The sequence below is a fragment of the Paraburkholderia sp. 35.1 genome, assembly GCF_050436525.1.
Lineage (GTDB): Bacteria > Pseudomonadota > Gammaproteobacteria > Burkholderiales > Burkholderiaceae > Paraburkholderia > Paraburkholderia tuberum.
On sequence record NZ_JBNDMJ010000002.1, the window covers coordinates 2,648,399 to 2,672,389 of the forward strand.

19 protein-coding genes and 1 pseudogene are annotated in these 23,991 nt (G+C 60.4%); 3 read left to right on the top strand and 17 right to left on the bottom strand.

The window, feature by feature from the left end; all coding sequences use genetic code 11:
• Window positions 1-13: 13 nt before the first annotated feature.
• From OKW27_RS18015 to OKW27_RS18045, 7 genes are all read right to left on the bottom strand, one after another.
• Window positions 14-424 (bottom strand): hypothetical protein, encoded by a 411-nt coding sequence (locus tag OKW27_RS18015; protein WP_429334282.1) that lies wholly within the window; start codon window positions 422-424, stop codon window positions 14-16.
• Window positions 417-1,109, bottom strand: coding sequence for a M35 family metallo-endopeptidase (locus OKW27_RS18020; RefSeq protein ID WP_429334283.1), 693 nt, complete (start codon window positions 1,107-1,109; stop codon window positions 417-419). The genes OKW27_RS18015 and OKW27_RS18020 overlap by 8 nt, the downstream gene beginning before the upstream one ends.
• Window positions 1,102-1,548: a hypothetical protein gene (locus tag OKW27_RS18025; RefSeq protein ID WP_090809190.1), complete on the bottom strand. Its 447-nt coding sequence runs from the start codon at window positions 1,546-1,548 to the stop codon at window positions 1,102-1,104. The genes OKW27_RS18020 and OKW27_RS18025 overlap by 8 nt, the downstream gene beginning before the upstream one ends.
• Before the next feature lie 330 nt (window positions 1,549-1,878).
• Window positions 1,879-2,214, bottom strand: coding sequence for a hypothetical protein (locus OKW27_RS18030; protein ID WP_090809188.1), 336 nt, complete (start codon window positions 2,212-2,214; stop codon window positions 1,879-1,881).
• Window positions 2,215-2,250: 36 nt separating this feature from the next.
• Window positions 2,251-3,336: a sugar-transfer associated ATP-grasp domain-containing protein gene (locus OKW27_RS18035; protein WP_090809186.1), complete on the bottom strand. Its 1,086-nt coding sequence runs from the start codon at window positions 3,334-3,336 to the stop codon at window positions 2,251-2,253.
• Window positions 3,337-3,338: 2 nt separating this feature from the next.
• A complete protein-coding gene (locus OKW27_RS18040; protein WP_429334284.1) occupies window positions 3,339-4,721 on the bottom strand; it encodes an undecaprenyl-phosphate glucose phosphotransferase in 1,383 nt (460 codons plus the stop codon).
• Window positions 4,722-4,762: 41 nt separating this feature from the next.
• Complete coding sequence (locus OKW27_RS18045; RefSeq protein WP_429334285.1) at window positions 4,763-6,283, bottom strand: mannose-1-phosphate guanylyltransferase/mannose-6-phosphate isomerase; 1,521 nt, start codon at window positions 6,281-6,283, stop codon at window positions 4,763-4,765.
• 635 nt (window positions 6,284-6,918) lie between these two features.
• Between OKW27_RS18045 and OKW27_RS18050 the strand changes: the two genes are divergently transcribed.
• The gene (locus OKW27_RS18050; protein WP_429334286.1) at window positions 6,919-8,226 is read left to right on the top strand and encodes an O-antigen ligase family protein; all 1,308 of its coding nucleotides are present in this window, start codon (window positions 6,919-6,921) and stop codon (window positions 8,224-8,226) included.
• Here the strand turns inward: OKW27_RS18050 and OKW27_RS18055 are convergent.
• The 6 genes from OKW27_RS18055 to OKW27_RS18080 form a co-directional block, all read right to left on the bottom strand.
• On the bottom strand, window positions 8,202-9,392 hold the full coding sequence (locus OKW27_RS18055) for a glycosyltransferase family 4 protein (RefSeq protein ID WP_429334287.1): 1,191 nt from the start codon (window positions 9,390-9,392) through the stop codon (window positions 8,202-8,204). The two genes, OKW27_RS18050 and OKW27_RS18055, sit on opposite strands and share 25 nt — an antisense overlap.
• Window positions 9,393-9,443: 51 nt before the next feature.
• Window positions 9,444-10,760 (bottom strand): lipopolysaccharide biosynthesis protein, encoded by a 1,317-nt coding sequence (locus OKW27_RS18060; protein ID WP_429334288.1) that lies wholly within the window; start codon window positions 10,758-10,760, stop codon window positions 9,444-9,446.
• A 16-nt stretch (window positions 10,761-10,776) separates the two neighbouring features.
• Window positions 10,777-11,787: a glycosyltransferase family 2 protein gene (locus OKW27_RS18065; protein WP_429334289.1), complete on the bottom strand. Its 1,011-nt coding sequence runs from the start codon at window positions 11,785-11,787 to the stop codon at window positions 10,777-10,779.
• Window positions 11,788-11,856: 69 nt separating this feature from the next.
• A complete protein-coding gene (locus tag OKW27_RS18070) occupies window positions 11,857-13,314 on the bottom strand; it encodes a hypothetical protein (RefSeq protein WP_429334290.1) in 1,458 nt (485 codons plus the stop codon).
• Between the two features lie 18 nt (window positions 13,315-13,332).
• Window positions 13,333-14,448 carry a glycosyltransferase family 4 protein gene (locus OKW27_RS18075; protein ID WP_429334291.1) on the bottom strand — a complete coding sequence of 372 codons (1,116 nt, stop codon included), beginning with the start codon at window positions 14,446-14,448 and terminating at the stop codon, window positions 13,333-13,335.
• A 59-nt stretch (window positions 14,449-14,507) separates the two neighbouring features.
• Entirely contained in the window at window positions 14,508-16,829 is a 2,322-nt protein-coding gene (locus OKW27_RS18080; RefSeq protein ID WP_429334292.1) for a polysaccharide biosynthesis tyrosine autokinase, read from the bottom strand.
• An 808-nt stretch (window positions 16,830-17,637) separates the two neighbouring features.
• Here OKW27_RS18080 and OKW27_RS18085 point away from each other — a divergent pair.
• Window positions 17,638-18,570 (top strand): GlxA family transcriptional regulator, encoded by a 933-nt coding sequence (locus OKW27_RS18085; protein WP_429334293.1) that lies wholly within the window; start codon window positions 17,638-17,640, stop codon window positions 18,568-18,570.
• Between the two features lie 58 nt (window positions 18,571-18,628).
• Entirely contained in the window at window positions 18,629-19,645 is a 1,017-nt protein-coding gene (locus tag OKW27_RS18090) for an ATP-grasp fold amidoligase family protein (protein WP_429334294.1), read from the top strand.
• A gap of 153 nt (window positions 19,646-19,798) precedes the next feature.
• On the opposite strand, the gene OKW27_RS18095 is transcribed toward OKW27_RS18090, so the two are convergent.
• The 4 genes and pseudogenes from OKW27_RS18095 to OKW27_RS18110 form a co-directional block, all read right to left on the bottom strand.
• On the bottom strand, window positions 19,799-20,506 hold the full coding sequence (locus OKW27_RS18095; RefSeq protein WP_429334295.1) for a substrate-binding domain-containing protein: 708 nt from the start codon (window positions 20,504-20,506) through the stop codon (window positions 19,799-19,801).
• 14 nt (window positions 20,507-20,520) lie between these two features.
• Window positions 20,521-21,204, bottom strand: a complete 684-nt coding sequence (ligK, locus tag OKW27_RS18100) for a 4-carboxy-4-hydroxy-2-oxoadipate aldolase/oxaloacetate decarboxylase (protein WP_184067453.1) — start codon at window positions 21,202-21,204, stop codon at window positions 20,521-20,523.
• A gap of 2 nt (window positions 21,205-21,206) precedes the next feature.
• Window positions 21,207-22,232 carry an amidohydrolase family protein gene (locus OKW27_RS18105; RefSeq protein ID WP_429334296.1) on the bottom strand — a complete coding sequence of 342 codons (1,026 nt, stop codon included), beginning with the start codon at window positions 22,230-22,232 and terminating at the stop codon, window positions 21,207-21,209.
• Between the two features lie 71 nt (window positions 22,233-22,303).
• Window positions 22,304-23,660 (bottom strand): annotated as a pseudogene (locus tag OKW27_RS18110) (MFS transporter).
• Window positions 23,661-23,991: the final 331 nt, after the last annotated feature.

Here is a 23,991-nt window from a genome sequence, read left to right on the forward strand (position 1 = left end):
TTGGATGTAAGCGCTATTGACCCGTACAACACTTGTTAGGACAATCGGGCTCAAACGATATTTCAACACGCCGGCCGTTTTCGACATCTTTCTTCGAATAGACGCGCGAACTGGTCTTTACCGTTCCACGCAAGAAGCCAAATTGATCCAGCACCGCTTTACCCGCTATCAGGCGAGCTTGGGCCAATTGGATTGCGTTCTGTTCGCGTTCCTCAGCATGCCCACTTACTAGCGTTGTTTCCCTGGTTTTGTGATTCGCATATGCAATATTTTTATCGACTACCCAGTTAGCAAGCCTTAAAACCTCATCGGCGGGGATAACGGCACTATTCGGTGGAAAGTAGATATCGAAATTCTCGCCAGGCATACACGCAAAAACATGTCCCGATATCAGAGCCGAAATGATGACGTAAAGTTTACGCATTGTAGATAACGTATCCGGCGATGCTGTCAGCGTTATCGATTGCTTGTTCGGGATTCGTTCCTCCCCACGAAAGGCACTCGTTCATGAAGTACTTCCAATCTTTGGTTCCCATAGTGTCTTGAAAGTGACTCGCCTCATGAATGAGCGTAGAAACAATTGAATCCTTGTCCCAAGAGAAGTCACGCATTGAACAAAAATCCAAGTGTATAGCGATCGTGTGTGTTTTGGTGTCTGGCGCGCATACTTCAGCGACCACGCCAGATCTTACGGGGTTTGGTACGCATCCCACGTATCTCGACGTATCAGGTTCCCATCGGACGAAATTGTCACCGGTTAACCCTCGCAACACGCGAACAATTGATGTTAAACCATTCGCAAGCCGGTTTCTTGCTGACTCGTCGCAACAGCCAAACCATGCTCGTACGCGGTCCTGATCTGATGCTGACCAGCGTGCCAAATCCTCCAGGCGAGTCTCAACGTAACCAACAGCACGATCCCGGCACTTCAGAACCATGTCGCGAAAAACTTTGTTTGACATTTTCGGGCAAATCTTGTCTGTATTGATTGTTACATGGACCATTGAACCGGGGTTTGTATTCGTAATAGCACCAGTGTGTACCTCGAACCATTCTTCATTTTCGTCGGTCTTGAACCCGTATTTATTCCGATCATCAAAATCATTCATCCCTGATTGCCTCTGCAATATAAAACCTCAAGCTCGATTCAAAAATGGTCGCGATACGCTCGGTTTTCCCTTGCGCACTCGTAGTTCCCGATTTCACCCGCTCACCGTCAAGAACGATCCGGTAACGCACATTAGCGAGCGGTTTGCCGTCGCGATCTTTGAGCGTGTATTGCTCGTCGTGAGTGAAACGCTTCGACGCTGGCTCTAGCGCTGCCTTGCGTCCGCGGCAATCGCACGCCCATGCGTAACCGAGGGCTTCGGCCATATCGTAGCCGTTTGAATACGACCGAAGCCTATCCAGCGGAAACCATTCGCCGGTTTCGACGTTCAGAGCCATGGCTGACGGCATTGGCGGGAAGTTTGAATATATTGAATATGTCACGCGGCAAAGCTGGCATTCTTCCTTGCCCCCGGCGTCTTCCTGTTTCTGTTGCTCCATTTGACCTCTGCTGGTTTTCCAGAACACACCCGACGAATTAACCATCTAAAACGAATCACAGTCAATGACTTTAATCTAAGATAAAACCGTTTTTGCAGATATTCACGATCGTTGCGGGTATCTGATTTTCGGGTCCATCTTTCCGGTATCGCCGCTCAACAAGAAAAGACGGCATTGAGCCGCCTTCTCCGCCAGTGATCGACGCCGGTCAGTGCCAGCGAGAAGCGCTGCCGCGCCCGCCGGTGTCAGTCGTCGGTTGGGGAAGCCTCTCGGCTGATCTGATCGAGGACGTGCCACTGCCCGCATAACGCGGTTTGCCGTAGCCGCGCTTCACGCATCGTCCTTCCCCGTGCGCGCGATGCTCAGCAGTTCTCTAACGCGTCGCGCGAGATTCGACAACGGGCCGCCGGACCGCGCGACGGCCTGCTGTCTGTGTGGCATACATTGCAGATCGTGCCAGTCGTCATCGAGCGCTCTTGCGTGAGCGTCCGCGCCATACGGCCATTCGACCACCACCGCGCGCAAGCGGGCGGCGCGCGAGCTTCTGTCGGCGCGATCGATATACGCATTGATCTGCGACGCCTCGTACCGCGCCGATTCCTCCGAATCGACGGCAATGAAGTCGTTCAGTCCTTCGATATGGACGCACCATAACTGTTCGCTCACGTCGCGTCTCCTACTACGTTTTTTTGGCCTGCCCGATCAGCCCAGTGACAGCCGCGCAAACTCAGGTTCGGCCCTCAGCCGTTCCCAGTTCAGATCAGCGAAGCACGGGCCTTGCGTCGCCTCGCTGAATTTGACGTCGTTGTGCTTGCCGTTCCACTCCATCACCTTGACCTGGCCGTTCGCGTCGACCGCGAGATCCCAGCCGATGCAGCGCGCAAACGGAATCTTCCTGTGCAGGCGTAGCACGGTGGCCACGCATTTCTCGAAACATGGAATCTTCAGGCCCGCAAAGCGCGCGCCCGAGTCTGGATGCGCGTCCACCGCGGCCCAGTCGCTCATATACCCCTCGTCGCACAGTTCGCCCGTTTCGAGTTCGACCGGCACGCATATCTCGCGATCGCTCAGCACATGCGTATCGTCCGCTCTGCCGAGTCGCAAGTAGCAGGCCCGAATGGAAATGCGACCGGCCTCGTCCACCACGGTCGTGAAGCGCAATGTCGCCACCGGCTTCGCAGCAAACGTAGCGAACAGACTGTGCTGGTTGATGAACGTCTGAATCACGCCATTGCCGAGCGACCTGATGACCGCGGGGTCGAAGTTGGCACGGTCGAAGAAGTAGACACCGTTGCCCTGTCCGGAACCGTCGAGCTTGAATACGACGCGTTCGGTATGCTCGAACACGACGTCTGTCAGATCACGCTCAGGCACCACGACGCCTTTGTCGGTAAAGAACAGCCCATTGGCAAAGTACGCGACGTCCGGCAATTCGTCGCCGTCGAAGATCAGCCGTGAAATCGGCTTGAGGCTCGAAATCTTGCCGTACCAGCCTTGCATTTGCGGCACGACGACGATGCCGTAGTAGTTGTCCGGAATCCAGCCTTCCTTGAAGGTGCCGCAAAACGCGGTATAAACGCGCAGCCAGGGTGCGTAGACCGGGTCGCCGAACACGTCTCGCGCATAGGTGTCCGCGAGCCGCAGTTTGTTCGGATCGGTCTTGCCATACCTGCTTTCGAGTCGCTCCAATATTTTTCTCGCCTGCAAGTCGTGATCGTGGTGAAAGCGGTAAAGCGAGACCCGCTTCGCAGATCGTCTCACTATGTTTTCAACTCCGGATAGCATCATGCTCAGTACGCGTTTGGATGATGAAGCCCCTTGAAAATCGTGGCCAGGATGATCTTCATGTCGAGCCAGAACGACCAGTTGCGCAGGTAGTACAGATCGTGTGCGACGCGGCCCTCCATCTTTTCCAGACGATCGGTTTCGCCGCGATAGCCGTTGATCTGCGCCCAGCCGGTAATGCCGGGTTTGATCCGATAACGGTGGATATAGCCCGATACGATGTTCTGATAGAGATCGTCGTGTTCGAGCGCATGCGGGCGCGGCCCCACCACCGACATATCGCCGCGCAGCACATTGAAGAACTGCGGTAGTTCGTCGAGACTCGTGCGGCGCAGGAACGCGCCGACGGTCGTGATGCGTGGATCGTCGCGCGTGGCCTGTTCGAGAATGCCCGGCTTCTGCTCGTGCAGGCGCATCGTGCGGAACTTGTAGATCGTAAATACGCGGCCGTCGGCGCCTTTGCGACGCTGCGTGAAGAACACCGGCCCGCGCGAACTCAGTTTGACGGCGATCGCGCAGCCCAGCAGTATCGGCGAGATCGCGATCAACGCGACGAGCGCGAACAGACGATCGAACAGGTCTTTTTGCACCAACGCCTTCGGCGGCAGCGGCGACGCGGCAAGATTGATCGTCGGCAAGCCGAGCAACTCGGTCATGCTGCCTTCGAACAGCGCAAGCGAGCGCACATCGGGCATGAAGCGCACATTGATCAGGTCGTTGCGAAACTCCGCCACCAGCTTGAGAATCGCGCGCTCCTCGGTGAGCGGCAGCGCCAGCCACACTTCGCCGATCTGCTGTTCGCGCACGTAGCGAGCGAACGCACCCTGTTCTTCGAAGACCTGCACCGACGAGCGCGGCGGAATGCAACAGCCGGGGTGCAGGTTATACAGCGCATTCGCGCGAAAGCCGGCCGCGGGCGACGTCTCGATCTTATGGATGATCTCGTCGCAATGTTCGCCGCACGCCGCCACCGCGACCTGCTGCAAGTTCATCCCCGCATGACGCATGCGCCCAAGCAACGCATGCGTGACCAGCCGGCCGGCCATCATTGCCGCGCCCGAAATGCCGGTCCAGTACACGAACCAGAGTCGCGACACGAAATCGATCCGGTGCAGCGAGAACATCAGCACCATCGCGCAGGCCTGCACGACGAGCCAGCCGAGCGCCACCTGGCTCGCCAGCACTCTCTTCGAGCGGCCACGCCACGATTGGTAGACGCCGAGCGCCGGAAAGACCGCGAGAGCGAACGCCGCGGCAAAAGCGACGAAGGCGAAATAAAAGCTCCGTTGCGAGCCGCCGTCGAAGCGGATCTGGGAGGCCGCAAATGCCCCAGCCACGATCATAACGACGTCGAACGCTCTCGCCAATAGACCAGTCAGCAATCGCATCACAGCCCCCTCATAGGACGTAGCAGGTCGACTCCGTCGCATCAGCCACAACGCCCGTACTTGTCGTCGAAACGAACGATGTCGTCTTCGCCGAGATAAGTACCCGACTGCACCTCGATGATCTGCAGCGGCACGCGGCCCGGATTTTCGAGCCGATGGCGAACACCCAACGGGATATAGGTCGATTCGTTTTCGCCAAGAAGAAACTGCTCTTCCCCACGCGTGACGTGTGCGGTTCCACACACCACGACCCAATGCTCGGCGCGATGATGATGCATCTGCAACGACAGACGGCCCCCGGGCATCACGACGATGCGCTTCACCTGAAAGCGCTCGCCATGATCGATCGAGTCGTAAAAGCCCCACGGGCGACGCACTTTTCTGTGCGCATCGGCCTCCGGCGACTTCTCGGCCCTGATCCGCGACACGAGCCCCTTGATGTCCTGCACATGCGAGCGATCCGCGACGAGCACCGCGTCGTCGGTTTCGATCACGATCATGTTGCTGGTGCCGACGCAGGCGAGAAGCCTGCCTCCTTGCGAGCGTGCGTAGGTCGCGGTGGCCCCTTCGAACACCACGCGGCCGCTGGCCGCGTTACCGCAGTCGTCCTTCTCCATCGCTTGCCATACGGCATCCCACGAGCCGAGATCGGACCAGCCTGCTTCGAGCGGCACCACCACGCCGGAAAACGCCGACTCCGGTTCGCCAAGCTGTTCCATCACCGCATAGTCGATCGAGTCGGACGGCGATCCCAGAAACCCCTCGGCGTCCGGCATGATGCATTCTTCAGTCTTCTTCGCGTCGCGGTATGCCTGAACGCAGGCCGCGTGCATGTCCGGCTGAAACTGCTCGATGATGGAGAGCCAAACCGACGCTCGCACCACGAAGATGCCGCTATTCCACCAGTAATTGCCCGACGCGACGTACTGGGCCGCGAGTTCCGTCGCGGGCTTCTCGACGAAGCGCTCGATGCGGCGCGCGCCGTCTGGCAACGCGTCGCCGAGCCGGATATAACCGAAGCCCGTGTCGGGCCGTTCGGGCGGTACGCCTAGCGTGACGATCGCGCCGTCGCGCGCATGCCTCGCGGCGATGTCCAGCGCGTGGTGAAGCGCTTCGAGATTCGCGATCGCATGGTCGGCGGGCATTGCGACCAGAATGGCGTCTTCGTCTTCCGCGCATGCCGTCAACGCGGCAAGCGTCAATGCCGGCGCCGTATCGCGACGCGCGGGTTCGACCACGATCCGCGCGTTCACGCCGATCTCGCGCGCCTGTTCGTAAGTGGCGAAATAATGCTCGGTTCCGCAGACGATCACGGGATCGGCCGCGACGTTCCATGCGCCATCAAAACCCGCCATGCGCCCCATGGTTGCTTGCAGCAAAGTCTGATTGCCGATCACGTCGATCAGTTGTTTTGGAAACTGTTCGCGCGACACCGGCCACAACCGGGTGCCGGAACCACCGGCGAGAATCACCTGCACCAGCGTCGGAAACTCCGCCTCGGCAGAATCCTGTCGTATCGTTTCGACATCCGCTGCGGCTGCTGCCGCGGTAACCTTGCCCATCGCTCACTCCTTCGCATTGAAACCGGCTCGGGAACGCGTTTCCCTCGAGAACACCGCATAACGCGGTGTGCCGCGATCCACGCAAATACCGTCTGATGTGATTCATGACAGGGCGTGCGCGTCAAACGGACCAGGCCAGTAGTTCAGTTCGCAGTGAAAGATGCATGCGCCTACGGCGAATCCGGCTCGATCGGGAAGTACGGAAACTGACTGGCCGAATCGCAATGGTCTGCTCGACAACGACGACCGGAAAACGATTGAAACGAAAGATCGAATGCGGCAAACGACCTGCATCGGATCTAGTCGACATCGTGCCCCGATGAATTCATCATAGTTAGACCGCATTGCGACACAGCCCATCTGGCGCGAAGCGCGGAAGTTTTGGCGGTGCTCGCGGACTTGATTTAACAAGCTTGCGAACGAGCTTGCACTTCTATTGCAGGGCGCGCGATTGGAAATAAGCAGCGACACGTGCTACCGTTTAATGAACGTCCCGTGGCATTCATGTCAAAGATAAACAGCGGTGTGATCCCCGCGCGGCCCACACTGTGAGTTTTCCGCTGTTCCAATCTCGCCATCATCCAGCGCATGGGCACAACCCCAACCGGCGCGCCATTCGTTTTTCTGGAGTTGCAATGGCCTATATTTCGCTGCTCGCACTTTTCCTGACGGTCACCAATTTCGTGCCCATCAGTGCGATCGGCTTTGTCCCGTTGCTATTGCTGGCATGGCGCTTTTACGGCCGCAGTTATCCCGCGTTCATCGCGCCGCTTACCGCTTTCGCGGTGCTCGCGACGGTCTCGACGCTGCTCTACGATCCGCAGTCGTTCCTCGATTTCGACTTTTATCGGCGCGACGGCAATTTTTTCGTTTCCTATGCGCCTATTTTTGCCGGTTTCGTGTATGCGCACCGCTGGGATCTGCACAAGGTACTGCGTGCGCTGTTCATTTTCGCGGTCATCATCAATCTGCCGATGTACGTCTACTACATCGCCACGAACGGGCTGTTCAGCATCTTCGTTAATCCGGCCGACAGTTTCGGCAGCTACTTCATTGCGCGCAACGCAGCCGGCGGCTTCCTGGCGATGCTGTTCTGTCTCGGCATAGCGTGCTACCTGCAAAAGCGCAGCAAGCTGCTGATCGCGCTGCTCGCCTGCAATGTGCTGATGCTGTTTTCGACCTACAGCCGTGGCTCGCTGCTTGGCGCGGCGGCCGTTCTGCCCTATCTGTACTTTGGCCGCAAGCGCTGGATTCTCGGCACGCTGATAGCCGTGCTGCTGCTCGCCTCGGTCGCCGTCGCGATCTACCATACCCAGCCGAACGTCGACTACATGGGCTATACGTTCGCGATTCACGCCAATGACGCCAAGGTCAACAACCTCAACATTCGCTACGAGTGGTTGTGGCCGCGAGCGCTCGCGTATTTCGTGCAAAGCCCGCTCGTCGGTCTCGGCTTCGGCTCCTTCGACGACCACATCGGCAGCCTCACCTCGTACTTCCATCTGTTCGCGGTGCCGTCCGACATAGTGATCGAGCACAGCGACTCGCACGCTCACAACTCGTATCTGAATATCCTCGCCGAGCTCGGCGTAGTGGGCTTGACGCTGATCCTCGCGTTCTTCTGGAGACTGATCGAGTGGAGTAGGCAGGGGGCGGCGTATGCCGCGTTGGTCGAGGGCGGCCGCCAGTTCGCGGCGTTCCGCTTCGTGGAGATTTCGTCGGTTTGCCTGCTGGTGATGTCGGCAACCGAGCATCGGCTCGTTTCGCCGTCGAATGTATTGATTCTTTCTCTGGTGATCTCGCTGCTGCTAGCCGCGCGTCCGCTGGCGGCCACCGCATTCAGGCCCGGCCCGCGCGGAGCGCGCAAGGCGGGCAACGTGGGCACGCGAGCTGCACAGCCCGTGCCCCAGCGCCCGACTCAGGGCGTAACGTCGGCAAGATGACGTTCTTCGGCCGGCAGCGACTGACTCGGCGCATAGGGAAGAAACTGTTCGAAGCACGCATACGGGAGCCGCGCGTCGACGAAGCCCATCAGGGCCTTCTTGAAGTTCTCCGACGAAAACCGCTCGGCATTCTTGCGGCACACGCGTGCGTCGAATAGGGCTGCGTTGCTCTCGAACCGGGTAACGGCTTCGAGCAACGACGCGGTGCTTTGCTCACCGAAGAAAACCCCGGTGGGTCGCTCGAGCGGCAATCCCACCACCGATTCAAGCGCGCCACCGCGGCCGAAGGCGATCACCGGCGTGCCGCATGCCTGCGCTTCGACCACCGAAATGCCGAAGTCTTCTTCCGCCGCGAACACGAACGCGCGCGCGCGCCGCAAATGATCGACCAGCACATCGGACGGCTGATGCCCGAGAATCTGGACGTTGTCGCCGGCCACCGCTTTGATCTTCTTCATCTCGGGACCGTCGCCGATCACGACCAGCTTGCGTTCAGGCGTTTGCGAAAAGGCCTGAACGATCAGATCGATACGCTTATAAGGCACCATCCGCGACGCCGTCACGTAGAAATCCTCTTTCTCCGTACCAATAGGCATGTTCACCAGATCGACCGGCGGATAGATCACGGTCGATTCGCGCTGATAGGCCTTTCTGATACGCCGCGCAATGAACTGAGAATTCGCGACGAGATGATCGACGCCGTTCGCGGAGCGCGAATCCCAGCCTCGAATGTAATGAAGCAGCACGCGCGCCAACGCGGAGCGCAGCCCTGTGTCGAGATGGGATTCACGCAGGTACTGATGTTGCAGATCCCACGCATAGCGGATCGGCGAATGAATGTAGCTGATATGCATCTGGTTCGGCCCGGTCAACACGCCTTTCGCGACCGCGTGCGAGCTCGAAATGACGAGATCGTAGCCTGACAGATCCACCTGCTCGATCGCAATCGGCATCAACGGTAGATAGGCGCGGTATCGTCTTCGCGCAAACGGCATCTTCTGGATGAATGACGTGTTGACGGACTTCCCCTTCACGCAATCGCGGTCTTCGAGAAAATCGACAATCGAAAAGACATCCGCATCCGGGAAGCACTCGATGATGTTCTTCAATACTTTCTCGGCGCCGCCGGACACTACGAGCCAATCGTGAACAATAGCGACTTTCACTTCGACCTCCTGTGACAATCCACCCAAACTCCCACACACTCACGCGCCACTTCAATCGTCCTTTGCGCCGCCCGCCTGCGTACTAAGCCCGCACACCACCCGCACCCGCTCGAGCGCACGCTCGGCGCCGGGCAACAGCCCGACCAGCTCGAGGCGAATCAACACGCTGAGCAGCGTCACCGACAGCGCCGCTTCGCCGATCACCCGAGCAGAGGCCATGCCAATCGCGCCAAAACGCGGCGCGAGAACGAGCACCGCTGCGAGATTGACCAGCGCCGAGGCGACGCCGGCAATCGCGAGCACCCGGTCTCTCCTGCGCGGCACGAATACATAGAGCGCGACGAACTCGTTGAAAGCCGCGAACGGGAACATCCATGCAAACACCTGCAACACGTGCACGCTCGGCTCGAACGCGGCGCCGAGAATCAGCGGCAACACGAAAGGCGACAGCGTCAGCGCGCCGCACAGCACGAGCACGCCATAGCCGAGCAGCAAGATGGCGCCGCGCCGCGTCGTGACATGCGCGCCCGCCTTGTCGCCCTGCGCGAGTTGCCGGGTTATCGTCGGAATAAAGACTTGCGCCGCGGGGGCCATCAGGCCGAGTCCGATCGTCGCGAAACGCTCGGCCGCGCCGAAATAGCCGACCTCCGCGGGCGTCGAGAACAAGGTCAGCAAATACGTCGACGATGCCGTCAGCAGGACTGAGCCGGACGAATAGCAGAACAGCATCGTCGACCTGCGCACGAGCGGCAGGACGCCGGCAAACGCCAGACGCGGCCAGCCGAGTTGCCACGTCGTCAAACCGTAGGCAATGATCAAGGACGCGATACCCGCAATCAGCAGACTCGCCAACACCCATACGGCATCGTTCGGCCCTTTGACGAGAGTCAGCACCAGCACGAGACTCAGCGCGAAGCCGAACACTTCGATCATGATCGGCGTGCGAATCTGTTGCCGCCCCTGAAACAGCCAGCCGAGATTGCATGCCGACACGATACCTAGCAAGGTCGCGAGCAGGCCGATCAGCGGCCGCTCCGACAATAACGGTGAACAGAACGTCGCAATGATGCCGATGCCCGCGCCGATCACGGCGAGTGTCAGCCGCGCGCTGACATGCAGCGAATAGATCGCATTGCATTCCTGGGTCGACTGCGCTTTCGCCACCTCGCGCATGCCGACGAAGACAAAGCCGAAGCCGACGAGCATCCATATCGCGTTCATCAGCGACATCGACGCGAGTACCCGGCCGTATTCGGCCACGCCGAGCACTCGGCCATAGAACGGCACGACGATCAGGAGGTACACGTACCTCATGAAATAGCCGGCGTACACAAATACGATCAGATTGGCGCTCGTTCGTCTATCCATGCCGTCCTCCTTCGCCTCAGCGTCCTGCGACGCGACGGCGCGCAAGCGGGTTCGCGATATAACGCACCGCGAAATCCGACAGCGGCGAGTAAGGCACGAGACACAGGCTCGACAGTACGAGCGTGCCGAGCTTCTTCTTCAGGCTCCAGAACGGATTTGCAATGATCGTGTGCAGATAGTTGCGTGAATCGCGGATCATCCAATGCCAGCGCCGGAACAGGGTCGCGCGATAAACGGAAGAGCAGAATGTCGCTTTCTCGTGTGAGAAGTCGAGAAATGTTGCCGGTAGTTCTATGTCGAGCCGGTCTTTGGCGATATTGCGCAGAATGGCCCAGCGCATGTTGAACGCGCGCGGCGCTTTCGTCAGTTGTTCCGAGTTCGCGAACGACACCGTTTCACTGCCCGCGTTATGCACCCGGTAGCCGCCTAGCGACTTCGACACGGTCGCGATCGGTCCAGCCAGCGCGACGCCATAGATCGCATAAAAGTCCGCGCCATAGCGATTCACGCCCTCTTCGGGAACCGGGAAGATCTGCTTGAGCGCGCTCACCCGGTAAGCATTGCCAGACGCGGGCGGGGACGGATAGAGCCACCCGCCGCGCAGCAGCCTGCCGCAGTCGTGTGGCGGCTCGCTATTCGGTACGTAGACGCCCGTCAATGCGCCTTCGTTGTCCATCACGTCGAGCCGGAATTGCACCTTGGCCCACTCGCCGCCCTCGAAAAAGCGCATGACTTCGGTAACCGCGGATGGGTACAGCACGTCATCGGAATCGAGAAGGATCACATACTCGGTGGTGAGCGACGCGATTGCATGGTTGTAGGCGGATACTTGGCCGCCGTTTTTCTTGCACAACGTCAGTACGCGATCGCCATAGCTTTCGATGATCTCGCGCGAACCGTCGGTCGAGCCATCGTCGACGACCATGACGGTGGTCGCCGGATAATCCTGCGCGAGCGCCGAGTCGATCGCCGCGGCCAGATAGTGCTCGTAGTTGTAGTTGCAAATCGCAATGGTGACCTGCTTCATGATGTGTCAACGCTATCCGTCAGGTTCGATCCGCCGGCTCCCGGCGGTCGTCATGCTCGCGAAATATCGCTATGCCACTGCCTGCGTCACACGACGCACCACGAGATAAGCCAGATGTTTGGGCGGATTATTACCAGCGCCGTTCACCTGGTCGGGTACCTTGAATCGCACGTTCATCAAATCGTTGTCCCAACTCGATGCAACCTTGTCCGGTGCGCTCACCTCGCCGCTCAGCGCATCGATGAAATCGACCTGCACCGCGTGCGAGCGCAGCGGCTGCAGCCCGCCGATGGAAATGTTCTGCCAGCCCGCGCTGCTGCTCACCTGCATCACGAGGTCGTTGCCGGAAAGCAAGGCATTTGCAGCAACACCCGGACCGCATTGCAGCGGCTTCGCAAAACTCGCCAGATGCCCGCCCGCTGTTTGATGCAACACGACCAAGCTTCGACCGGAAACGTTGTAGGTTCGTTCAGGCGGACCGGGATGCGTGAGACGAAAAGGTTCATAGCCGTCCCAGTGATAGATCATCGACAGGTACTTGTTCGGGTCGTCCCAATTCCTGCCGAGCGCCCACACCGCGAAGTCGAAGAAATAACGCGGCAAATAGTGCGGGTCTTTCATGTACTCGTTGCCGATCTCCGTTTGCCAGATGCCGCGCGCGGGACCGTTCTTCACATATCGCTGGTACAGCGATTCCATATCGGCAACCGGCAAGTAGTGCGTGTCGATGTAGTCGACCCAATCGAGCATGCGCTCTTTCAAGACCGGACTGCGATATTCGAGCCAGCGGTGGAAGTTATCGAGGCCGCCCTGGTCCGGCCAGCCGCCATACACCACATACGCGCGATAACTGCGAATGATGCGGGCCGCCGGAATATGAATCCGCTCGACGTAATCCTGCATCGCGCGTTCGTACGGTTTCGCGCGTTTTTCGTCCTTGCTGAACTCCGGGCCATGCCAGAACACGGACTGCGGCAAGCCGCCGGACAACTTGCCGGCCGCCTCGTTCCAGATCTGGAAATAGCGCAGGTTATAAGGCGGCGCTGAATACTTGCGGACCACCGCGTCGACATACCGCTTCCACGCGTCCACATCGACCGGTGCCGAATTGCTGTCACCCGGCACACTCGCATTCCATCTCGGCGTATAGCCGAGCAGCAGCAGCGAACCGATTCCATTGCGCTCGTTTCGCAACAACACCGACGGCAGATCGCTTTCGAACGCCGAGCCCGTTTTGTCGATGCGCATCGCCTCGCCGGGCCCATGAGGCTGACCGGGGCCGACCGTGTCGCGCCCCCAGCTGATGCCCATCGCTCGCCACATCTCGATGTCGGCGGCCGATCCGGCCCAGCCGTTCGTGCCGATCAGATCGGTGATCATGCGAGCGCGCGCGTTGGCGGTCGGTGCGTCCCGTACCAATGCGACAGCGGGCCTGATATTCGACAACGGCGCGGCCGCACCCGCCGCCAACGCGGCGAGTGTGCGCAATGCACGTCTTCTGCCAGCACGGGTCTTCATGCGATCCATGTTCGTGCCCACCCATCGCTAGCTCGCGGACGCGCGCGGCGTCAGTTCGGGCAGCCGCTCGCCAGTCTTGACATCGAGGATTTCGAGCACCGTTTGCGCCGCGCGCTCCCAGCGAAACTCGCGCGCATGCAGCAGCCCCGCGCTGCGATAACGTTGGCGAAGACCGGCGTCGCTCATCATCTGCGCGATCTTTGCGGCGATGTCGTCCGCGGAGGTCGCGTCGCAGTACATTGCGGCATCGCCGCATGCTTCGGGTATCGACGTGCGCGCCGACGCGATCACCGGACAGCCGCAATACATCGCTTCCAGAGGCGGCAGGCCGAAACCTTCGTACAACGACGGAAACACGAGGCAGCCAGCGCTCTCGTACAGTGCCTTCAACTCCGCGTCCGACACGAAACCTGCCCACACGACCTGCCGCGAATGCACAGGATGCTCGACGCCTGCACCGCTGAAGATGCGCGGATACTGTTTTCCCACGATGACGAATTTGACGTCGCGCAGATGCCCGAGCCGCACGATCGCATCGAGCACGCCGCGCAGATTCTTGCGCGGATCGAGACTGCCGACGATCACGCAATAGGCGTCCTTGTTCAATTCGAGCCGTTGCAGCACCGATGGGTCGGCAACGATCCGGTCGAAATGATCCGCGCCGGGCGCCACCACTTTCACACGCGATTCGTCGATTTTCAGGTGATGGCAGATACGCATTTTCGAAAACGTCGAGACCGTCAGAACGATCGGATGCGTGCGCGGCAAGAGCGCGAAACAGATGCGATACCAGAGCCGGAATTTCCTCGAAAAGCCCTGCGGCACGTCAAAGACGGCCATGTCGTGAACCATCACGACCTGACTGTGCTTGAACAGCGGGTTCGTATTGCACAGACTCAGCAGCGTGATGCCGCGTGCGGCGACTGGCAGCGTGATCTGCTCCCACAGCGTGCCGCGCAGCCACGGAAAGCGGCGTTGCGGTTTGAGCAGCGCCCCCGGCTCGACGGCGTTTTGCGGCACGAACACTTCCGGTTCATCACCGGGCGCGGCGCGCATCTGCATGGCCCGCGTCAGCTCATACGCAACGCGTTGAACCCCCGTGATGGACTGAGAAGTAAACTTTCCGTTGATTGCAAAGGCCATCTGGTTCTCCGTTTTACGCCATCGCGAACGCGCTTTACCGCGTTGGGGTCTCCACACGCTCAGGCGCCTCGCGGCGCTTGCTGTCCGACGTCGTTTTCGCCGAAATCGCTGGCATAGTTCGTTTCGTAGCCATAGTTCTTCGTGCTTCGACGCAGCGGAATGCCGTTGAACACCGCGCCCGCGATGCGCCCTTCCGCGCGTTCCACCTTTCTGAGCGTGTCGGCGATCTCCTCCTCGCTTTGCATGCCCGAGCGCAGCACGAGCAGAGATGCGCCCGCCTCGTTCGCGACGATCGAGGCGTCGGTGACCGCGAGGAAAGGCGGCGTATCGATGATCACCAGATCGAACTGGCTCGACAGCCGCTCGAGCACATCCTTCAGGTGCGGCCTCATCAGCAGCGCGGCGGGGTTCTCCGGGCGCACGCCGCATGACAGGAACGTCAATCCGTCGATGCGGGTCGAGCGCAGCGCATTGCGGAGCGGCAGGCGGTCGGACAGTACTTCGGAAAGGCCTCCACGATTGCTCTCGTTGAATAGCGAGGCGAGATGACCGCGTCGCATGTCGGCATCGATCAGCACCACCCGTGAGCCGATTTCAGCGTGCAGGATCGCCAGATTCGCGGCGACGAAGCTCTTGCCGGCCGACGGCGTGGGCCCGATGATCATCACGATGTTGTTGCGTGCATGCGCGAGATCGCGCGTGACGGCGGTCCGTACGCTGCGCAGCGCTTCGACCGACGTGTCGTGTGGAAAGCGCGCGGCGAGAATCCTGTTCTGGACGCCGGAATCGAACTGAATCTCGTGCAGACTCTTCTGCATCGGCGGATGGCCGCGCCCGACTGCTGCCGGCAGCGATTTGCGCCCCGCGGTCGCATCGCGGTCGAGCAGCAGTTGCTGATGGCTGAACAGAATCTCGCCAAACACCGGCACGCTCATCTGGCGCTCGACGTAGCGCGGGTCGGTCACGCCGATCATCACGTGGCGGCGCATGAAGACCAACACGACGCCGGACACGATACCGAGCACCAATCCGCCGCCGAGCACGAGAATCGGCTGTGGCATGACCGGCATATGCGGTCTGATCGCGCGATCGAGAATATGCGCGCCGCCCGTCGTGCTGGCGCGGCGCACCTGCAATTGCTCGGCCTTCTGCACCATGCCGAGATACACCGTTTCCGCGACCTTCTGCGCGCGGATCAGATCGACGCTCGCGCGTTCCGACGCGGGCATGCCGTTGAAATGGTCGGAGAATTTCGCTTTCGCTTCTTTCAATTGCGCCAGTTGCTCGTCGACGTTCTGCACCCAGCGGCTCTGTCCCGTATAGCGCTCGAGCATTTGCGTGCGCTGCAATTGCAGCGCCGCGATCTGCTTGTCGAGATCGAGGCCGCCCTGCAAATAGGCTTGCGCCTCGTTGGTCGGCTGCATCGATTGCGAGCGCGACCGGAAGTTCTTCAGCGCTTCCTCGGCTTTTCGCAATTCGCCGAGTAGACGCGGGAGTTCGCCGTCAATAAACGCGAGCGTCTGCGTGTCGTTCGCTTGCCGGCTCGCCACCGCGGATGCGAGGTATTGCTCTCCCAATGCATTGGCGACGGCCGCGGCTTTGTCCGGACTCTTGTCGCGGTACTGGATTTGCATCAGCCCGGAGTCTTTCACCTTGTCGCCAATCTTGACGAGACTGGTGAAGCGCTTGATGGCATCGAGCTCATTCCAGCGGATCACCTCGAACTTCGTACCCGGCCGCGCATCGAGTTCTTTCACGAGCATCGACACGCCGTTCTGCTTGAGCGGCATGCCGACCGTGCCTCTCGCCAGCAACTCGCCGGACGGGCCGTGCAATTCGAAGGCGCCATTGTCGAGCGCGGTCAAGGTCAGCTTCTCTTCCTCGAGTTCGCGCGGCACGTCGAGCGCGGCGATCTGCACACGCTCGCCGCCCCATGCAAACGATTTCAGCCCGAGCCACGGCGCCGCGGGCTGTCCCGGTGTAGCGAATTTTTCGGCGATGTCGCCGAGAACCGGAAGCTTGTGCGGCTTCACCGAAATGTCGAAACGGAACTGGTCCATCACCGGCTGCAAAACTGCACGGCTTTCCATGACCGCCATTTCGGTTACCGACGACGGCGTCGGTGGCGGCAACAGTTCCTGGTTCTGCAACGCGAGTCCGAGGGCATTTGGCTCGGGTGGGTCCACGCGAATGATTACGTCAGCGGAATAGATAGGCGTGGCAATCAGGAGATACGCGACCGCGAACGTGAGGACGACGACCGTCGTCACCACGATCTCCCAGATGTGGTCGCGCATTAGCGTGAGCATCGCGCGGGCACTGAGTTGTCTACGCTCGGTATCAACAGCGGGATAGAGCGAGTTTTGCGGATAGTAATCCACCGGTCTGATCCTTGCAGGTTGATGAAACAAAACGATCGGCGATCGCTTTGCGTCGCCACGTCGCTATTTATGCCGCCGGCCGGATAGACCCTCGATTGGCTGGCAGCACGGCGAAGCGACGTGCTGTGTCGGGTTAGGTCGGGGAGCCGTGTTCGGGACCTCTCGAACCACGGAAGGCTACACACCTATTGCTTATCCACCGCGGTATTGCCGATTGTTCTTCTCACGAATCAGCAAATGCGAAGCCCGCCATTCACGTAATCCGCGATTGACAATTTCTCTCTCGATGTTGCGCTGAAGCATAGTCCGCAAAGGATCGAGGCATTCGCCGGCGGCCCAAAGTAGGGTGCTATTGGCCGATAATGCGGAGCCTTTTACAAATGAAAAGAACCCAGAAAGGCTTGTTGCGATCTGCAATTGCTGTAACAGAGTAATACGACAGGCATCGTACATCGCGACAGAACGCCAATTGCACGGCTCAAGTGCCAGGAATGCCCTTGTTATCCCGCAAATCGCGCCGAATCCAAGCCACTCGGCGCATTCCGCCGATGCCCCAGCATGTCGCTTGCAAGAATCGCGCTAATTGATCGGGAAAAAAATTCCGTGCAACGTTAATTAGTAGCACGCATTTCTGCGAATAGCGAGGTAAGAATTTCTTGAATCCTGACGATTACGCCAAAACACCCATGCATGCCGGCCAAGCTCGTCTCGCCCAAATCGATGCGCTAATCTCAATGCGTAGATTTTCCTGACTGGAGAAGCTCGCGTCATGAAGCACATTGGTCTATTCGTCTTTCAGGATTGTTCGATGGCAAGTACCGGCGCGATCGGCGACGCGTTCCGGCTTGCCAATGAGTTCAAGAGAACGGCTGGCGAAGAGGCGCCATACCGGTTTACCGTGGTATCCGACGGCGGCGGCCTGGTGACCAGTTCGTCCGGCATATCGATCTGGACGCAAGGCCTCGAACGCTACTGCCTCGCTGATTTCCACGCGCTCTTCGTGGCCTGCCGCGACGTCACCGAAGTCGCGGAATCCAACGACCGCTTTCTGTCGTGGATCTCGCTGCAAGGATCGATTGCATCTTTCGGCATGCAACAGGGTGCAAATCTCGCGGTCGTCTGCAACGATCCGCTGCAATCGATCGTGCCGATTTTTCTGTTCGACGACAGCGGTGACGCCGCGCGCACGCAAAGCAATGTGACGCCGACCGATCTCGCGCTCGCGCAGATCGAACGCGACATCAATACCGACACTGCCCGCAAGATCGGCCGCATCCTGCAAAACGGCTACGCCGAGAAAAGCCGCTCCGAGTTCGACGACGTCAACATCACGACGACGACGGAGAAGATTCGCGAATCGGCGCGCTGGATCAAGGAAAACTACAGCAAGGCTATTTCGGTTGCGCAGGCGGCCGAATCGGTGGCGATGAGCAAGCGCAATTTCCAGCGCCGCTTCAAATGCGAGTTCGGCATGACGCCGCTCGAATATCTGCTGCGCACACGCTTCGAGATCGTTCGCTCGATGCTGAAGAACACCGATCTTCCGGTCGACAAGATTGCGCGCCGCTGCGGAATGGGCGACGGTAATCGGCTTGGGCGGCTATTCAAGGAGCGCTATGGCATGTCGCCGACGCAATTCCGCGCGCAACAGCATGTGGATGCGGAGGAACGCTGGCTGACGCCGGAGGAAAGCTGGAGTGCCGCGACCGAGATGTTGCGGCAAGCGCCGCTGGCGCTTTGATTTCAATTCCCGTTACTCCGAGGACGACTCGTCGACTCGACCGCAAAGGGATTAGAACATGACGATCATCAAATCCGCCGAACTGGCCGCGCAGGATGCGGCCGTCGCGCCGAAAAACATGGCCTCCCTACAGTCCGGTGACAGTGCTCTGGCCGCGCCCTGCGGGCAACCGGGCTTGCACACCGGTGCGCATGCGGCGCACGGGCAATCGCCATCTACCGCGAGAAAAATCAAGGAAGCGGCGAAAACGCTATTGCCGGACGCCCTTTTCCTAAGCCTGTTACATCACAAATGCATTGGCCGCTATCCGAACCTGATTCGTCCGGTGACGTTCAATGAGAAGATCCTGCAGCGCAATCTTCATCCTGATCCGCGCTATATCGACCTGACCGACAAGCTTCTGGTGCGGGAATATATTGCCCGGAAAATCGGCGACAAGCATTTGATACCGCTGATCGCAGCGCCCGATGCATTCACGCCCGAAGTGTTCGACGCACTGCCGGATGCTTTCGTCATGAAAGCCAATCACGGCAGCAGCTACGTCGAAGTGGTGAGAAACAAATCAGAGACCTCGTTCGAGAAGCTGAAGAAGCTCGCCGACCAATGGTTGCGCGCCGAATTCTATTACGTTGGGCGCGAGCGGCACTATCGGACGATCGAGCCGCGCGTTTTCTTCGAGCAGTTGCTGCTCGATCGGCGCGGCCAGATTCCGGCGGATTTCAAAATGCACTGCTTTGGCGGCCGTCCTGGCGGGCCGATCATCTATATCCTCGTGATCTCGGATCGATTCGGCGACGCGACGCACGGCGACGTGTACGACGCCGACTGGAATCACCTCGATATCGCAATCGGCGACTACAAGCGCAGCGCGTTGCCCGCTCCGCGCCCGCCGCATCTACAGGCCGTGCTCGATGTCGCGGCCCGTCTGTGCGAAGACTTCGACTATGTGCGCGTCGACCTGTATGCGCCGGACGACCTCGTTTATTTCGGCGAACTTACATTTACGCCCGGCGCGGGCGTGCTGCCCTTCACGCCGGACAGTATCGATTACGAGTGGGGCAAGCTGCTGGCTTGAATCCGCTTTCATTCGTAGCGTTTTGCCTCCTCCATCCGATCGGGCATGGCCGGTCGGCGCTTTCAGCGTTTCGAAGCCGAGCATGCGCTCGCGCAAAGAGATGGAGGCGGAAAAGGCAAGGACACAAGCCTGGGCGGCGAGCGCCGCCCGCCATCAAGCCGGTGACATGCCGTTTTGCAGCTTTGCGCCGTCGGCCTCGCGCGAGGCCAGAAACGCCAGCAACGCCTGGGCTGCTTCACGCTGGCGCGCCACCGTGCAGATCGCGGCGGTGAAAGTCGTGGTGGACTGGGTGGCGGCCGGAAGCTCGCCGAGCACGTCGATGCCCGCCACGTGAATCAATTCGCTCATCTGCTGAAAGCCGAGCGCGACTTCTCCGCGCGCGACGAGCGTGCCGACCGGCACACCCGGCGGCGCCTTCACGATACGCGAAGCGATCTGCCCGCCAATGCCCCAGCGTTCGAACAGCTTCAGTAGATGCGTGCCGCTCGGCCCCGTCGAGTAACCGATGCTGCGCGCATCGAGAATCGCGTCGCGCAGCGCTGCTTCGGACGCGATGTCCGGGTGCGTTTCTCCGGCCGCGACCGCGACCGCGATGCCCGAGCGCGCGAGCCCGACGCGGCTCGCCGCCTCGACACAACCCGTCACCACGAGCCGCTCGATCGCGTCGGCGGCAAGCACGACGATGTCGAAGACTTCGCCATCCTCGACCCGGCGCGCCGCATCGACGCCGCCGACCGATTCGATGGCGACGCCCTGCCCCGTGCGCCGCTCGTAGAACGCGGCGAGTCCGGCCAGCACCTGGCGCATGGCCATCGACGAAATGCCGGTGATCGGCGCGCGCGTGGCTTGATCGTTGATCATTGCGACCACGCCTGTCAGTCCTTGTAACGCAGTCCGGCCTGCTCGAGCGGCCCGCGCATGTTGTACATGTCGAGACCGAGCACCCCAGAGGCGAGTTTCGCGCGCTTCCCGGCTTCATTGGCCTCGCGCGCCGCAGCCTTGTCGAGCACGGCTTGCGCGGCGGCCGCCGGCACCACGACCACGCCGTCCTCATCGGCAACGACGACGTCGCCCGGTGTGACCAACGCACCCGCGCACACGACCGGAATGTTCACCGAGCCGAGCGTCGCCTTGACCGTGCCTTTCGCGGAAATCGCCTTGCTCCAGACCGGGAAGTTCATTTCGCTCAACACGCTGACGTCGCGCACGCCGGCGTCGATGATCAACGCATGAGCGCCGCGCGCCTTGAAGCTCGTGGCCAGCAGATCGCCGAAGTAACCGTCGGTGCTCTGTGCGGTGACGCCGGCGACGACGACGTCGCCCGGCCGGATCTGTTCGGCCGCGACGTGCAGCATCCAGTTATCGCCCGGTTGCAGCAGCACCGTGACGGCCGTGCCGCTCGCGCGCGCGCCGGTATAGATCGGGCGCATATACGGTTGGAGCAGGCCCGTGCGGCCCATGGCTTCATGCACGGTGGCCGAACCGAGCGCGCCGAGTTTCGCTGCCACCTCCGCATCCGCGCGCTGGATGTTGCGATAGACGACTCCGATTTCATACATGATCACAGCCCCTTCGTTTTCAGCGACGCGTCGAGACGCGGATAGACGCGCCGCGCGTTACCTTCGTAGATCTTGTAGCGCTGCTCCGGATTCATATCCGCGGCTTCGACGTAGCGCTTCGTGTCGTCGAAATAGTGACCGGTTTCCGGATCGACGCCGCGCACCGCGCCGATCATTTCGCTCGCGAACAGGATGTTGTCCACGGGAATCACGCGCGTGAGCAGGTCGATACCCGGCTGATGATAGACACAGGTGTCGAAGAACACGTTGTTCAGCAGATGGTCTTTCAGCAAGGGCTTTTTCAGTTCCTGCGCGAGGCCGCGGAAACGACCCCAGTGATACGGCACCGCACCGCCGCCGTGCGGAATCACGAAACGCAGCGTCGGGAAATCGCGAAACAGGTCCGAGGTCAGGCATTGCATGAACGCGGTGGTATCCGCATTCAGGTAGTGCGACCCGGTGGTGTGGAAGCACGCGTTGCAGCTCGTGCTCACGTGAATCATCGCGGGAATGTCGTACTCGACCATCTTCTCGTAGATCGGATACCAGGAACGGTCCGACAACGGCGGGCTGGTCCAGTGGCCGCCCGACGGATCGGGATTCAGGTTGATCGCGACATTGCCGTACTGCTCGACGCATTTGACGAGTTCAGGAATACAGGTGGCCGGATCGACACCCGGACTTTGCGGCAGCATCGCGGCCGGCACGAAGTTCTCGGGAAACAGCCGGCTCACGCGATAGCACAGTTCGTTGCAGATCGCGGCCCACGTGCTCGAGATTTCGAAGTCGCCGATGTGGTGCGCCATGAAGCTCGCGCGCGGACTGAAGATCGTCAGATCGAGGCCGCGCTCGCGCATCAGTTTCAACTGGTTGTTTTCGATCGACTCGCGCAGCTCGTCGTCGCTGATCTGCAATTCCGACCCCTTCGGCATCCCGGAAGGACTGTTGATGCCTGCGATCTGGCGGTTACGCCACGTCTCCAACGCTTTCGGCGCGGTGGTGTAGTGTCCGTGAATGTCGATGATCACCGTGATTCCTCAGTAGATGAATTTATCCAGCGGCGCCCGCGAAACGCACGCGCGCCGCGTTGCCTCACGCCTCAATGCGCGATATTCGGCTGCGCCACCGTTTCGGCGCCGGCCACACGCTGGCTCACCAGGATGGCGATAGCGGCGAGTGTGGCGGGGATCGCGAGCATCGCCAGGATCGCGCCGAACTGCCAGCCGAAGCCGAGCAGCGCGCCGCCTATCGCCGAGCCGAAGATGCTGCCGAAGCGGCCCATGCCGAGCATCCAGCTCACACCAGTCGCACGCGCAACGGTCGGGTAGCGGCCGGGTGCAAATGCGTTCAGACCGGTTTGCGCGCCGCTCATGCAGAAGCCCGCGGCAAACACCAGCAATGCGAGCGACGAAGACAGCGCGCCGATGTGGCCGAGCCCGAGCACGCACAGTGCGCCGCCGATATACGCGGCGCTGATGACCGGCGCCGGACGCGCCTTGTCCATGAGCCAGCCGACGAGGATCGCGCCGATCGTGCCGCCGATCTGGAACATCGCCGTGACGTTGGCCGCGGTCGTGACCGACAGACCCGCATCCTTCATCAGCGTCGGCAGCCAGCCGGTCAGCAGATAGATGACGAGCAGGCCCATGAAATACGTGACCCACAGCGCGATCGTCATCGAGCCATAGCCTTGCGAGAACAGCACGCCGATCGGCTTGCGCGTCGGCAACGGCGGTTCGTTCGACACGAACACTTCATTGCCCGCGAAGTGCACGCCGCACACACGGCCAAGCACCTTGCCGATACGCTGCGCGGGCGCGCCGCGCACCGCGAGCAGACGGGCCGACTCAGGCAGCAGCCAGATCTGGATCGGGATCAGCACGAGCGGCAGTGCGCCGCCGAAAATCAGCACCGCGCCAGCCGTGAACCGGAATCAGCCAGCCGGCCGCGAAGCCGATCAATGCCGAGCCGAGATTGAAGCCCGTGAACATCACGGTGATCAGCAGCGCGCGCTTGCGTTGCGGTGCGTACTCGGACAGCAGCGTCGTCGAGTTCGGCATCGCGGCGCCGAGACCGACACCGCTAAGCAGACGCAATGCTGCCATCGAAAACGGCGATTGCGCGAATGCAGTCGCGATCGTGAACACGCCGAACAGAAACACCGACGTAATCAGCACCCACTTGCGGCCGATGCGGTCCGATGCCGGACCCGCGAACAATGCGCCAATCACGAGACCGATCGGCGCCGCGCTCATCACGAGTCCGAATTCGGGGCGCGAAATCGCCCAGTCATGAATGATGGAAGGCGCGACGAAACCCATGATCGCGACGTCCATGCCGTCGGCGGTCACGATCAGAAAACACAGCACGACCAATAGCCACTGGTAGGGCGAAATCGACCGTTCGTCGATGAACTTCTTGACATCAATCCTGTTACCGCTGGTAGTACTGGTCATCAAAACTCTCCTGTCTCCTTCATTGGTCTCATCGCGCGCTCGAAGCGGGTTAGCTTCGCAAAGTACGTCGACTCCGTCTCCATCGTGGCGATGGGCTCCTACACGGCTTACTCAAATAACTGGCATGAAGGTACGTTTCGTCCTTCGCGGGCCAAAGCGCGGGTTAACCATTGGGTCGATGCGAGTATCCGCATTCTCAGCGTTCCGCATAGCATCGGCGAAGCCCGTCCGATTCGCGCAAAGCCCCGCTGGACAAGCGTTCAAACCAGAGTCACGGCCCTTCGAAGCGGGCTTTTCGAACGCCTGCCGGTGCACACCCTGATAAACAGAA